This is a genomic window from Deinococcus soli (ex Cha et al. 2016) (assembly GCF_001007995.1).
Taxonomy (GTDB): Bacteria; Deinococcota; Deinococci; order Deinococcales; family Deinococcaceae; genus Deinococcus; species Deinococcus soli.
Window position 1 is genome coordinate 2,909,923 of record NZ_CP011389.1, and the last position, 12,710, is coordinate 2,922,632.

At 69.9% G+C, this 12,710-nt stretch carries 12 protein-coding genes; 9 read left to right on the plus strand and 3 right to left on the minus strand.

Going from position 1 to position 12,710, the window contains the following annotated elements; translation table 11 throughout:
• The first annotated feature begins 75 nt into the window (after positions 1-75).
• The 8 genes from SY84_RS14110 to SY84_RS14145 all read left to right on the plus strand — a co-directional run bounded on the left by SY84_RS14110 (position 76) and on the right by SY84_RS14145 (position 9,078).
• On the plus strand, positions 76-1,254 hold the full coding sequence (locus SY84_RS14110; protein ID WP_046844530.1) for a class I SAM-dependent rRNA methyltransferase: 1,179 nt from the start codon (positions 76-78) through the stop codon (positions 1,252-1,254).
• Positions 1,255-1,318: 64 nt separating this feature from the next.
• Complete coding sequence (locus SY84_RS14115; protein WP_052751186.1) at positions 1,319-2,176, plus strand: GNAT family N-acetyltransferase; 858 nt, start codon at positions 1,319-1,321, stop codon at positions 2,174-2,176.
• Between the two features lie 112 nt (positions 2,177-2,288).
• On the plus strand, positions 2,289-3,005 hold the full coding sequence (locus tag SY84_RS14120) for a M23 family metallopeptidase (protein ID WP_046844531.1): 717 nt from the start codon (positions 2,289-2,291) through the stop codon (positions 3,003-3,005).
• Positions 3,002-3,967: a hypothetical protein gene (locus SY84_RS14125; RefSeq protein ID WP_046844532.1), complete on the plus strand. Its 966-nt coding sequence runs from the start codon at positions 3,002-3,004 to the stop codon at positions 3,965-3,967. The genes SY84_RS14120 and SY84_RS14125 overlap by 4 nt, the downstream gene beginning before the upstream one ends.
• A 149-nt stretch (positions 3,968-4,116) precedes the next feature.
• A complete protein-coding gene (gene uvrA / locus SY84_RS14130; RefSeq protein ID WP_046844533.1) occupies positions 4,117-7,248 on the plus strand; it encodes an excinuclease ABC subunit UvrA in 3,132 nt (1,043 codons plus the stop codon).
• Positions 7,245-7,862, plus strand: a complete 618-nt coding sequence (locus tag SY84_RS14135; RefSeq protein ID WP_052751187.1) for a hypothetical protein — start codon at positions 7,245-7,247, stop codon at positions 7,860-7,862. The genes uvrA and SY84_RS14135 overlap by 4 nt, the downstream gene beginning before the upstream one ends.
• Before the next feature lie 112 nt (positions 7,863-7,974).
• Complete coding sequence (locus SY84_RS14140) at positions 7,975-8,643, plus strand: DsbA family protein (protein WP_046844534.1); 669 nt, start codon at positions 7,975-7,977, stop codon at positions 8,641-8,643.
• Positions 8,644-8,646: 3 nt separating this feature from the next.
• Positions 8,647-9,078, plus strand: a complete 432-nt coding sequence (locus SY84_RS14145; protein ID WP_046844535.1) for a disulfide bond formation protein B — start codon at positions 8,647-8,649, stop codon at positions 9,076-9,078.
• Positions 9,079-9,141: 63 nt separating this feature from the next.
• Here the strand turns inward: SY84_RS14145 and SY84_RS14150 are convergent, their stop codons facing one another.
• The 3 genes from SY84_RS14150 to SY84_RS14160 all read right to left on the minus strand — a co-directional run bounded on the left by SY84_RS14150 (position 9,142) and on the right by SY84_RS14160 (position 11,767).
• On the minus strand, positions 9,142-9,891 hold the full coding sequence (locus tag SY84_RS14150; protein WP_046844536.1) for an SDR family NAD(P)-dependent oxidoreductase: 750 nt from the start codon (positions 9,889-9,891) through the stop codon (positions 9,142-9,144).
• 170 nt (positions 9,892-10,061) lie between these two features.
• On the minus strand, positions 10,062-11,009 hold the full coding sequence (locus SY84_RS14155) for an electron transfer flavoprotein subunit alpha/FixB family protein (RefSeq protein WP_046844537.1): 948 nt from the start codon (positions 11,007-11,009) through the stop codon (positions 10,062-10,064).
• A complete protein-coding gene (locus SY84_RS14160; RefSeq protein ID WP_046844538.1) occupies positions 11,006-11,767 on the minus strand; it encodes an electron transfer flavoprotein subunit beta/FixA family protein in 762 nt (253 codons plus the stop codon). The genes SY84_RS14155 and SY84_RS14160 overlap by 4 nt, the downstream gene beginning before the upstream one ends.
• 259 nt (positions 11,768-12,026) lie before the next feature.
• On the opposite strand from SY84_RS14160, the gene SY84_RS14165 reads away from it, so the two are divergent.
• Positions 12,027-12,710 (plus strand): hypothetical protein, encoded by a 684-nt coding sequence (locus SY84_RS14165; RefSeq protein ID WP_046844539.1) that lies wholly within the window; start codon positions 12,027-12,029, stop codon positions 12,708-12,710.

Below are 12,710 nucleotides of genomic sequence, written 5' to 3' on the forward strand. Positions count from 1 at the left end.
ACCTGCCGCGCCGGAGGGTGAGGGGAAGTGCCGGGCAGCGTTCATGCGCTGGCGGGCCTCTGGTACCCTGCCCTGATGAAGAAGTCTCCCACCGTGACCCTGCAACCCCAGGCGGTGCGCCGCATCGCGGGCCGCTACCCCTTCGGCCACAGCGGTGACATCGCCCGCGCCGACGACGGCATCCAGCCCGGCGAGGTCGTGAACGTCAAGGGCCCGGACTCCGGGAAGGTCATCGCGCGCGGGTACTTCAACCCACAGGGAGGGACCCCCCTGCGCCTCCTGACCTGGACGGACGAGGACATCGACCTGAAGTTCTACCGCGCCCGCGTGAAGGCCGCCCTGGCCCGCCGCGCCGGACGAATCGTGAACACCGACGCCATGCGCGTCCTGCACGCCGAGGCCGACGGGATGCCCGGCGTGATCGCCGACCAGTTCGCGGGGACGCTGGGCGTCCAGCTGCGCAACGCGGGTGTCGAGCGACACCGCGACCTGATCGTCAGGGCCCTGCGCGAGGAAACCGGCGCCGAGAGCGCCTACGAGCGCAGCGATACCGGCGAGCGCCGCAAGGAGGGCCTGGACCTCGTGACCGGCACCCTCTGGGGTGACGTGCCGGGGCGCGTGGAGTTCTTCGAGGACGACCTGAAGCTGCACTTCAACCCGATGGACGCGCAGAAGACCGGGTTCTTCCTCGACCAGCGTGACAACCGCCGCCTGATGCGCACGTTCGTGCAGCCCGGCGCGGGCTTCCTGGACGTGTACTCGTACACCGGTGGCTTCAGCCTGCACGCCGCGAAAGCGGGCGCGAAGGCCGTCGCCATCGACAAGGACAGCGTCGCGCTGGGCGCGCTGGAGGGCGCGGCGCGCGGCAACGCCCTTCAGGTCGGCGTGCGCTGGGGCGACGCCATCGAACAGCTCGACGCCCTCGTCAAGGAAAAACGGACCTTCGGCGCGATCGTCCTCGACCCGCCCACCCTCGCCAAGCGGCGCGACGACGTGCCCCGCACCAAACGCATCTTCACCGACGGCGCCGCCCGCGCCCTGCGGATGCTCGACAGCGGGGGGTACCTGCTGATCAGCACCTGCGCGCACTACATCCGCGTGGACGACCTGCTCGACGCCGCCCGCGTGGCCGCCGCCGAGGCCAACACCGACGCGGAAGTGCTGGACGTCACCTACCAGCCCGCCGATCACCCGCACCTCCTGAGCGTCCCCGAGAGCCTGTACCTCAAGAGCATCCTGCTGCGCAGAGCCTGACGTGAAGAGGTAGGCCATTGTGCAGGCGCGTCACGGGGGAACGCACCCGCACAATCGGCCTGACATGACCACCACCGATGCGCCCACCGCTGCCCTGATCCTGCGCCCGGCCACGGAGTTCACCGTGCTGACCCTGTCCACCCTGATGGCCGGCGCGTTCGAGGGGTACGTCGTGACCATCCCCGACGATCCGGCCGCGTTCGCTGCGCGCGTGCGGGCCGAGCAGATCGACCTGCACGCCTCGCTGATTGCCTGTGTGGACGGAGAGCCGGTCGGGCTGGGCCTGATCGCCCGGCGGGGCGAGGACGCCCGACTGGCGGGGATGGGGGTCCGGAAGGCGTGGCGGGGCCAGGGGGTGGCCCGCGCGCTGCTGGACCGCCTGCTGGCCGACGCCCGCGCGCGCGGCGAGGCCCGCATGCACCTGGAAGTCATCGAGGGCAACGACCCCGCCATCCGCCTGTACGAGACTGCCGGATTCGTCCGTCGGGGCCGACTGGCCGGGTATGAGCGCCCGGCAGCACAGGCGCCGGAAGCGCAGCTCTCCGCCCTCGGGGAGGTGCCGCTGTCGGTGGCCGCGCGGACCCTGGCGCAGCACGCCGACGACGACCTGCCCTGGCAGCTGCACCCCGCCACCCTGACCGCCCTGACCCCACCCAACCGCGCCCTGACGTTGAACGACGCGACCGCCTGGGTCCTCGAGCAGCCCGGGGTGCTGGTGCTGCGCGCGATGCTCGTCCCGCCCGCCGCGCGGCGTCAGGGCCAGGGGCGCGCCCTGCTGGAAGCCCTGACCCGGGCCTTCCCGGACCACCGGATGATCGTCCCGGCCACCGTGCAGGAGCGTCAGGCGGACGGCTTCCTGACCACCTGCGGCTTCACGCAGACGACCCTGGCGCAGCTGGAGATGACCTGCCCCCTGAACTGAACCCCGCGGCTGGGCCGCACGACTTCTCCGCACTGCCGACCCTGAAGGAAAGGGCAGGACGGATGGTGGGCGAGCCTACCCTGCCACGCGGGTGGGCCGGGCAGGATCGGGTATGTCCGTCCGCCGAGTCCTGATGCTGAGCGTGCCGCTGACCGGCGTGGCGCTCGCCCACTACGCCGCGCCGCTCCCCCTGAGGGCCGTCGCGCCCGCGAAGGCCCAGTTCGGGCTGCCGTTCGCGGGGCCGCCGGGTCCGGACACCTGGATGCTGGGGCAGGGCTACGGGAACACGACCGGCGCGTACCGGCAGCGGCGCAGCACCTACGGGAACCTGCAGGGCATCCACGCGGGCCTGGATTTCAGCGCGCCGTGCGGGACGCCCGTGCGGGCCATCGGGGACGGTGTGGTGGCCGAGGTGGACGGCCCGCACGGCAGCCCGCCCCACAACGTGGTCGTGAATCATGCCGGGAACCTCTCCAGTCTGTACGGGCACCTGCGCGTGCGTGCCAGCGTGCGGGTGGGCCAGCGAGTCACGCGCGGGCAGGTCATCGGGGAAAGCGGGGACTCGCAGGGCACGTGCGTCAGTGCGCCGCACCTGCACCTGGAACTGCGGGACCGTTCGCACCAGCGCTTTCTGAACCCGCTGCCGTACATCGCGGCGGACTGGAACTCGCTGGCGCTGGCCGGGAGTTTCGGGCGGGGTTACGAGTACGACCTGGAACGTCCCCGGCGCTGGCAGACGCCGGACTCGCAGCCCGCCGCGCTGCGGGGCGGCCCGCTGCTCAACGAGTACCGCCAGCCCTGGCCGCCTGCTGCCGGGGGGGCGAGATGAGGCGCGCCCTGCTGACCCTGGCGGCGCTGCTGGGCGTGACGGCGGGCGCCGCTCCACTGCCCTCCCGCGCGGTGCTGAGTGGCGAGTGCTGCCCCGGCGCGGTCTGGACGCCAGATTCCCGCGCGCTGCTGTTCCTGGACGGCGCGCCCGCGCGGGCCACGACCGGCATCTACCAGGTGCCGGCGACCGGGGGCACGGTCACGCGGCGGTTTTCCAGCGTGGCGTTCTTCTCCCCGGCCCTGAAGTGGGCGGTGCGGCCCAGCGCGGGCGAGGCGACCACCCTCGAACGCCTCGCGGACGGGCGGCGCTTCACGCTGCCCACCTACGGCGCGAGCGTCACTTGGACGGCCGCCGAGACCCGGCTGGCCTACGCCCGCAGCGACACGAGCGGCAACTTCGACCGCCGCGTCACGCGGGTGTTCGTCGCGGACGTGTTTGGCTTGCCCCGGCTGGTGGCGACCTTGCCCGGGGGCAGCATTCACGGCTGGCTGGACGACACGACCCTGCTGCTGAGCGGCAAGGCCAGCGCCGGGGCGCGCGACCGCGACCTGTTCACCCTGAACACCCGCAGCGGCGCGCGCCGCATCCTCAGGACCGCGCTGGGCTTCCGTTCGGTAGCGGTCAGCCCCGGCGGGCGGCAGGTGGCGTACACCATTGCCTTCGACAGCGCCGCCCGCAACGGCCTGTGGGTGCAGGGCGCCGCCGGGGGCGCCCCGCGCGAACTGAGCACCTTCGGGTCGTACCGCTGGCGGGACGCCACGCGCCTGCTGCTGATCCCGCTGAGTACGTCGGGGGGGCCGCACACGCTGCGGCAGTACGACGTGAGCACGAACGCCTGGAAGACCCTGGGGGATCTGGGGGATCAGGTGAGGCTGGCGGACTGGTCGGTCAGTCCGGATGGCCGCCTGCTGAATTACCTGAGTGCGCGGGATGGGAACGTGCGCGTGCTGACCTTGCCGTAATGAAGGATGAGGCTGCGGGTCATAGCAGAATGCCGGGGTGACCTGCTACACTGTCTCGTTTCCGAAGCGCAGGGGCGACCTTACGCACGCAACGTAACTTTCCGGCGGCCCGCCGCACGCACGCCCGGCCGCGCACGAGGAGCCACACCTTGCAGAACAACCTGATCGTGAAGGGCGCGAAGGCACACAACCTCAAGGACATCACGGTGGAACTGCCGCGCGACCAGTTCGTGGTGATCACCGGCGTCTCCGGCAGCGGCAAGAGCACCCTGGCCTTCGACACCATCTACGCCGAAGGCCAGCGCCGCTACGTCGAGAGCCTCTCGGCGTACGCCCGCCAGTTCCTGGGCCTGATGGAAAAACCCGACGTGGAGAGCATCACCGGCCTGTCCCCGGCCATCTCCATCGACCAGAAGACCACCAGCCACAACCCTCGCAGCACGGTTGGCACCGTCACCGAGATCCACGACTACCTCCGGTTGCTGTACGCCCGTGTCGGCACGCCGTACTGCCCGGTGTGCGGCCGCAAGATCGAGAAACAGAGCCCCAGCGAGATCACCGACCGCCTGCTGGCGGGCTTCCCCGACAAGCGCGCCATTCTGCTGGCCCCCGTCGTGCGCGGCCGCAAGGGCGAGTACCGCAAGCTGTTCGCCGACCTGCGCCGCGAGGGTTTCGCGCGCGTGCGCGTGGACGGCACGCTGTACGAACTGGAAGAAGCCGAGAAGCTGAAGCTGGAGAAGTTCGAGAAGCACGACGTGGACGTGGTCATCGACCGCGTGACCCTGCGCGAGGGCGACCGCAGCCGCATCGCCGAGAGCGTCGAACTGGGCCTGCGCCGCGGCGAGAGCCTGCTGCGCGTCCTGATGCCCGACGCGGGCGAGGACGGCGGCGCGCACGAGGAACTGTACTCCGAGAAGTTCGCCTGCCCCGAACACGGCAGCGTGCTGGAGGAACTCGAACCCCGCTCGTTCTCCTTCAACTCGCCGTATGGTGCGTGCGGGGACTGCGCGGGCCTGGGCAGCAAGCAGGAGTTCAGCCCGGACCAGATCATCGACGACAAGCTCTCCATCGCCGAGGGCGCCATCCTCCCCTGGAGCAAGAAGGGCACCGGCGGCGGCATCTACTACTGGGACAAGCTCCAGGCACTCGCCGAACACCTGGACTTCAGCGTGAAGACCCCCTGGCGCGACCTGCCGAAGAAGGCGCAGGACGCGATCCTGCGCGGCCCCGACGCTCCCTTCGAGGTCGTGTACCGCCGCGCGGGCAAGGAAACCATGCGCTTCATGACCGAGTTCGAGGGCGTCATCCCGAACCTGGAACGCCGCTACGCCGACACGGAAAGCGACTTCATGCGCGAGAAACTCGAAGAGCTCATGGAACTCCAGCCGTGCCCCACCTGCGGCGGCACCCGCTACAAACCGGAGATCCTCGCGGTGCGCGTGGGCGGCCTGAACATCAGCCAGGCGAGCGGCATGAGCGTCCTGGACGCCGACACCTTCTTCCGTGCCCTCCAGGGCGGCGCGCTTGACCACGCGGCCATCGAGCCGTTCCTGAAGGGCCACCTGGGCGGCAGCGCGAAGGCGCACGGCCCGCGCCACTACGAGTACGTGCTGAACGACTTCGGCTCGGCGGTCGCCGCGCCCATCCTGAAGGCCATCCGCACCCGCCTGAAATTCCTGGTGGATGTGGGCCTGGACTATCTGAGCCTGGACCGCACCGCGAACACCCTGAGCGGCGGGGAGGCGCAGCGCATCCGACTGGCCACGCAGGTCGGCAGCGGCCTGACCGGCGTGCTGTATGTCCTCGACGAACCCAGCATCGGCCTGCATCCCAAGGACAACCACCGCCTGATCGGCACGCTGAAGCACCTGCGCGACCTGGGTAACACCCTGATCGTCGTCGAGCACGACGAGGACACCATGATGGACGCCGACTACCTCGTGGACATGGGCCCCGGCGCGGGCGTCCACGGCGGGCAGGTCGTGGCGTTCGGTACACCCGAGCAGGTGAAGAAGGACAGGAACAGCCTGACCGGCAAGTACCTGCGCGGCGAACTGAAAATCGAGGTGCCCACGCACCGCCGCCGCGGCAACGGCAAAGACCTGCGGGTCATCGGGGCGCGCGAGCACAACCTCCAGAACGTGTCCATCGACATTCCGCTGGGCACTATGACCGTCGTGACCGGCCCCTCGGGCAGCGGCAAGAGCACCCTGATCCACGACATCCTGCACGCCACGCTGGCGCGCGAACTGAACGGCGCGAAGACCACGCCCGGCCGCTACGACCGCATCGAGGGCATGGAGCACCTGGACAAGGTCATCGAGATCGACCAGAGCCCCATCGGGCGCACGCCGCGCAGCAACCCCGCCACGTACACCGGCGTGTTCACCGAGATCCGCGACCTGTTCACCCGCACGCCCGAGGCCCGCCGCCGCGGCTACCAGGCCGGTCGCTTCTCCTTCAACGTGAAGGGCGGCCGCTGCGAGCACTGCAAGGGCGACGGCGTCATGAAGATCGAGATGAACTTCCTGCCCGACATCTACGTCCCGTGCGACGTCTGCAAGGGCGCGCGCTACAACCGCGAGACGCTGGAAGTCAGGTACAACGGCAAGACCATCGCCGACGTGCTCGACCTGACCGTCGAGGACGCCCAGAGCTTCTTCGAGGCGATCCCCGCCATCGAACGCAAGATGACCCTGCTGTGCGACGTGGGCCTGGGCTACATGAAGATCGGGCAGCCCAGCACCACCCTCTCCGGCGGCGAGGCGCAGCGCATCAAACTCGCCACGGAACTCAGCAAGCGGCCCACCGGGAAGACCATCTACATCCTCGACGAACCCACCACGGGGTTGCACTTCGAGGACGTCCGCAAGCTCATGGAGGTGCTGCAACGCCTCGTGGAGGGCGGCAACACCCTGGTGATCATCGAGCACAACCTGGATGTCATGAAATGCGCCGACCACATCATCGACCTGGGCCCCGAGGGTGGCGTGCGCGGCGGCACCGTCGTCGCCACCGGCACCCCCGAGGAGATGGCCGCGCACCCCACCAGCCATACCGGCGAGTACCTGCGCCGCGTGCCCGGCATCGTGGCCGCCCAGCCCAGAACTGCCCAGCCGGGAACCGCTCAGCCCAGAGCCGTGACAGCCGCCCTGACCGACGAGCCCGACAGCGCCCCGAAGAAGACCAAACGCCCCGCCAAGAAGGCGGCCGCCGAGGAGCCGGAACTGGTCGGCGCGGCCCCCACCCGCAAGGGGCGTGCTAAGAAAGAAAGCGCATGACCGCGCCCGACTCCGCCCCCGCCCCCCAGCCCACCCCGCCGGCCCGCACCCGCCGGGCCCGCCGCCCGCGCCTCCCGGAGTTCGAACCTCCACGGATCACGCCGGGGCGCGCGCTGGCGCACCTGCTGGGCGGCCTGATCACCCTGGCCGTCCTGGCGTACTTCCAGTGGACGCCCGGCGAGTGGCCGGTGCGCCTGCTGACCTGGGTGGCCCTGACGATCATCGCGGACGAGTTCGACGGCTGGTACGGCTACGTCGCCCTGCTGCTGGGCGGCCTGGGCTACTTCAGTCCCGTCACGCCGCCCGAGCAGTGGACGGTCATCCTGCCGCTGGTGGGCGGCGCCCTGGCGGGCGTGCTGCTCATCAAGCATTCCGGCGGGTTGTTCGTGCTGCCCTTCGCCGCCGCGCTGTACGCGGGCGTGATCATCGGCATGGGCCGATTCGCCACCAAGCTGGACGGCAGCCTCACGCTGCCCACCAACGAGACCTTCCAGCGCACCGCCCTGATCGCCATGATCATCGGCCTGACCGTCAGCGCCGTGCGGCGCATCGTGAGCCTGATCCTGCATACCCGCGCCCGCCGCGCGCAGCGGGACGCCGCACTGAACGCCTGACCCGCCTCTCATCCGCCGCCCCGCGCCTCCCGCCGGGGCGGCCTTGGCCTGCCTGTTCTCATGCAGATCAGGGCGCGTGCCCCGCGTGACCCGCGTTACACTGCCCCCAACCATGACCGCCAACAGCAACCCCAACCGCATGTTCCTGGTGATCGGCACGCTGATCGCTGCCGTCCTCATCGGCCTGGCCGTGTTCGCCGTGCAGGGCAAACCCGCCGCCGGGACCGCCGACTTCGACCTGACAGGCGTCCCCTTCGCCGGGCAGGAGAGCGCCCCGGTGGACGTCGTGGTCGTCGAGGACTTCAAGTGCCCTGCCTGCAAGAACTTCGAGGAGACCGTCACCCCCGAACTGAAGACCAGGTATGTGGACACCGGCAAGGCCAAGGTGCACACCATCCTGTGGCCCTTCCTGGCCGAGAAGTTCTCGTTGCCCACCGACGACGGCAAGCTCGCCGCGCAGGCCAGCCTGTGCGTGTACGACCAGGGCGGCAACGACGCCTTCACCACCTTCAAGAGCATCCTGTTCCGCGCGCAGGGCGAAGAGAACGTCGTCTGGGCCACCAAGGCCCGCCTGAAGGACCTCGCCGGAAACCTCGAGAGCCTCGACCAGAGCAAGTTCGCCGAGTGCCTGGACACCGACGCCACCGCCGCCCGCGTGGACGCCATGGAAGCCCAGGCCACCCGCGCCCGCGTGAACAGCACCCCCACCGTGTTCGTGAACGGCAAGCAGGTCACCGGCACCCTGGCCGACGTCAGCGCCGCCATCGACGCCGCGGAGTAACCCGTGAGCCGCGACAACCGCCTGTACGCCGCGTGGGTCGTGTCCCTGATCGCCACGCTCGGCAGCCTGTACTTCAGCGAGATCCGCCACTTCAACCCCTGCATCCTGTGCTGGTTCCAGCGCATCTTCATGTACCCGCTGGCGATCATCCTGGGCGTCGCGGCCCTGACCGGCGACCTGCGCGTGCGACGCTACGCCCTGCCCCTGGCGGGCACTGGCGTGCTGATCGCGCTGTACCAGAACCTCGAAACCTGGGGCGTCGTGCCCGTCCTGCGCGCCTGTAGCGCCGACCCCAGCGCGTCGTGCGGCACGCCCTGGCCCGTGTGGGGCATGACCTCCCCGCTGAACACCATCCTCACCATCCCGGTGCTCAGCATGATCGCCTTCACGCTCATCATCGGCCTGCTGAGCTGGCGGCGACCCCGCACGATCTGAAGGAAGTGCACGGGAGGCGGGGCGCGGGGTGCGGTAAGCACCTCTGCGCCCCGCGCGCTTCTCCTACACCGGGCGGCCCGCCATCATGAATGACGCGGTCATCCCACCGTCCACCGGCACGATCGCGCCCGTCATGAACGTGGCCTCCTCGCTGCCCAGGAAGTAGACGACCTGCGCCACCTCGCGCGGGGTGCCCAGGCGGCGCAGCGCGTGCAGGTCCTCGTAGTCCCGGCGGGTCTGTTCCGGGTCGCCGCTCTCCGTGATGCTCTGGAGGACCGCCTCGGTGCTGATCGCGCCCGGCGCGACGGCATTCACCCGCAGGCCGTGCGGCGCGAGATCCAGGGCCATCGCGCGGGTCAGGTTCACGAGGCCGCCCTTGCTGGCGTTGTACGCCGCGTTGCCCTGCTCGGCGAACAGGCCCTGCACGCTCGCCACGTTCACGACCGCCGCGCCGCGCGGCAGCAGGTCCACCAGCGCCCGCGTGAGCAGCAGCGGCGCAGTCAGGTTCACGTTCAGCGTCCGCGCCCAGCCGCGCTCGCTGACGTCCAGGACGCTCCCGTGCGCACCTTGGAAGGCTGCGTTGTTCACGAGCACCTGCACGCCGCCCATCTCGCGCGCCGCGCGCACGATCCGTTCCCGCCCGGCGGCGGTGCTCACGTCCGCCTTCACGCGCCGCTGGCCGCGCAGGTTCGGCGGGAGGCTCAGGTCGGCGCTCAGCACCCGCCAGCCCCGTTCCGCGTACAGTTCCGCGATCGCCCGGCCGATCCCGCGCGCCGCGCCCGTCACCACCACCCCATTCGAAGCGTCCGTCATGCCCCCAGTGTCAGGGACTCCCGCCCCAGGGGCGCGGAGGCATAAGGCATGCTCAAGTGGGGAGTAGGAGAAGAGGGAGGCCCGCCGACTTCGCTGAGGTCGGCGGGCCTCTCAGGTGGAGGTGGGAACTGGGGCGGAGGCCAGCAACCGACCCACGTCCCACTCCCCGTTTACTTGCGGCTGGCTTCGATCAGCGCAGGGACGATCTCGTTGATGTCGCCCACGATGCCGTAGTCCGCCACCTTGAAGATGGGCGCCTCGGCGTCCTTGTTGATCGCGATGATGTTCTTGCTCTTGCCCATGCCGCTCAGGTGCTGCACGGCGCCGCTGACACCCAGGGCGATGTACGCTTTGGGCTGCACGGTCTTGCCGGTCTGGCCAACCTGTTCGGCGTAGGGGCGCCAGCCGGCGTCCACGACGGCGCGCGTGGCGCCGACGCCCGCGCCGAGGTTGTCCGCGAGGGCCTCGACGTAGCGGCTGAAGTTCTCGGGGCTGCCCACGCCACGGCCGCCGGTGACGATGACGTCGGCTTCGGTCAGGGCGACGCGGCTGCTCTTCTCGACGCTCTTGCCGGTCACCTCGACGCGCGCGGCGGGGAGGGACAGTTCGACGTCGTACTGCTCGCCGGCCGCGCCGGTGGGGGCGGCGGGCGCGAAGGAGCCGGGTTTGACGGTCACGACGACCGTGCCGTCGGCCTCGACCGTCTCGGTCACGCGGGCGAGGTACGTGTAGCGCTGCGCCTGGAGGGCCGCGCCGTTGCTGCTCAGCCTGGTCGCGTCCTCGAGGTACGCGGCGTCCAGCTTCACGGCCACGCGGGGCGCGTACTCGCGGCCGGAGCGGCTGCCGCCGATGATGACGGTATGCGCCTCGCCCTCCTGGGCGATCTGCGTGGTGGCGGCGGCCCAGACCTCGGCGTTGTAGGTGGCGAGCCCGGGCAGGTCGGCGACGAGCACCTGATCGGCGACGGCGGCAGCCTCGGTGGCGACGCTGGCGACGTTCTGGCCCAGCACGAGCAGCGTGATGGGGCCTTCACGACCGGACTCGCGGGCGGCGGTGACCATTTCCAGGGTGGCTTTCGCCAGTTTCCCGGCGGTGTGTTCAGCGACGATCAGAATCATGCGATCACCTTGGCTTCGTTGCGAAGCAGGTCGAGAAGCTGCTGGGCGGCGGCCTGGGCGTCCTTGCCGTCAATCATGGTGTTCAGGCGGGCGCGGGTCTGGATCTCGGCGTTCACGGTGCGGACCTTGCTGCTCAGGCCGTAGGTGGCGGGGTCGTCCTTGCGGAGTTCCTTCTTCTTGGCCTTCATGATGTTCGGCAGGGTGGGGTAGCGGGGTTCGTTGAGGCCCTGCTGCGTGGTGACCACGGCGGGCAGGGTCGCGCGGAAGCTCTCGTTGCCGTCGTCCACGTCGTGGCGGCCGGTCAGGGTCTCGCCGTCGAGTTTCAGTTCGTTCGTCCAGGTGAGCTGGGGCCAGCCGAGGCGTTCGGCGCTGGCGGCGCCGAGGGCCTGGGAGTCCCAGTCGGCTTCCTGTCCGCCCGCGAGGATCAGCGTGGCGTTCTCGGCCTGGGCGACCTGCGCGACGACGCGGCTGAGGGTCACGGCGTCGAACTTCTCGTCGGTCTCGACGTGGATGGCGCGGTCGACGCCCATGGCCAGCGCGGTGCGCAGGGCGTCCTCGTTGCGTTTGGGGCCGATGGCCAGCGCGATGATCTGCTCAATGGGCGCGCCGCTTTCGCGCAGGCGCAGGGCTTCTTCCACGCCGTACTCGTCCATCCCGTCGATGACGAGGGTGGCGCCGTCGAGGTCGACCTGCTGGGCGTTGATCTTGACGCGCGCTTCGGCGTCGGGCACTTGGCGGACTAGGGTCAGGATGTTCATGGGGCCTCCGGGGAGTGTGCACTCACGGCTGGTGCGATGCGGCGGGTGATGCCGGTCGCCCCAGCATGCCAAATTGGACTGAGTTCAAGTTTAGCAGATCGGGACGCCCCACCCGCAAGTCACCCCGCACCCTCCGGACCCTGAACGGGCAGGCTCAGATTCTCATATTCAACATGAGACCTTCATGCTCCCGGGCGCCTTAATCTTCAGTCACGCAGCTCAGGGAACCCTCTCACGTTCAGGCCCGACGCTACCACTCATGAAGAAGCTGCTGTCCATCACCCTGCTGACCGTCGCCGCCACCACCGCCACCGCGGGCGCCCAGAGCCTGAGTGGCGTTGAACTGGGCCTCACCGGTGGATACGCCGGTGGCCTCAGCGGTGAAGTCTTCGTGCATGCCCCCAACGTCGCCGGTCCCGTCGGCGTCAAGGCCGGCGTCGCCTACAGCCGCGGCAACAACGGCCTGAACGACAGCGCCCCCTACAGCCCCGCGCTGCTCGGTAACACCTACACCGTCGCCGACGCCAAACGCGACGGCCTGATCACCAGTGAGGGCACCACCAGCACCGTCGGCTCGCTTGACGCTACCTACGGCCTGGGCGAGGTGACGCCCGGCGTGGACGCCACGCTGTACGGCGGCGGCCGCTACGGCATGTTCAACGCCACCGAGAGCTCCGGCAGCAACACCACCACCTATAGCAGCAACGCCTTCGGTATCGGCGCGGGCGTCATGGTCAGCTACGCCCTCACCGGCGGCCTGAGCCTCGTGGGAGACCTGGGCGTCGACCAGTACTTCCGCTCGAACACCATCACCATCAACGACGGCCGCGGCAACGTCGACCGCCTCAGCGCTGGTCAGGCCGGGTACAGCGATCTGGACAACCGCGTCGTGCGTCCCGGTACCGTCTTCAAGGCCCGCATCGGCCTGAAGACCACCTTCTAA

Excerpts from the sequence above, each read along its gene's own strand:
- SY84_RS14110 (WP_046844530.1), top strand. The coding sequence starts at position 76 with ATGAAGAAGTCTCCCACCGTGACCCTGCAACCCCAGGCGGTGCGCCGC.
- SY84_RS14115 (WP_052751186.1), top strand. The coding sequence starts at position 1,319 with ATGACCACCACCGATGCGCCCACCGCTGCCCTGATCCTGCGCCCGGCC.
- SY84_RS14120 (WP_046844531.1), top strand. The coding sequence starts at position 2,289 with ATGTCCGTCCGCCGAGTCCTGATGCTGAGCGTGCCGCTGACCGGCGTG.
- SY84_RS14125 (WP_046844532.1), top strand. The coding sequence starts at position 3,002 with ATGAGGCGCGCCCTGCTGACCCTGGCGGCGCTGCTGGGCGTGACGGCG.
- SY84_RS14135 (WP_052751187.1), top strand. The coding sequence starts at position 7,245 with ATGACCGCGCCCGACTCCGCCCCCGCCCCCCAGCCCACCCCGCCGGCC.
- SY84_RS14140 (WP_046844534.1), top strand. The coding sequence starts at position 7,975 with ATGACCGCCAACAGCAACCCCAACCGCATGTTCCTGGTGATCGGCACG.
- SY84_RS14150 (WP_046844536.1), bottom strand. The coding sequence starts at position 9,891 with ATGACGGACGCTTCGAATGGGGTGGTGGTGACGGGCGCGGCGCGCGGG.
- SY84_RS14155 (WP_046844537.1), bottom strand. The coding sequence starts at position 11,009 with ATGATTCTGATCGTCGCTGAACACACCGCCGGGAAACTGGCGAAAGCC.
- SY84_RS14160 (WP_046844538.1), bottom strand. The coding sequence starts at position 11,767 with ATGAACATCCTGACCCTAGTCCGCCAAGTGCCCGACGCCGAAGCGCGC.
- SY84_RS14165 (WP_046844539.1), top strand. The coding sequence starts at position 12,027 with ATGAAGAAGCTGCTGTCCATCACCCTGCTGACCGTCGCCGCCACCACC.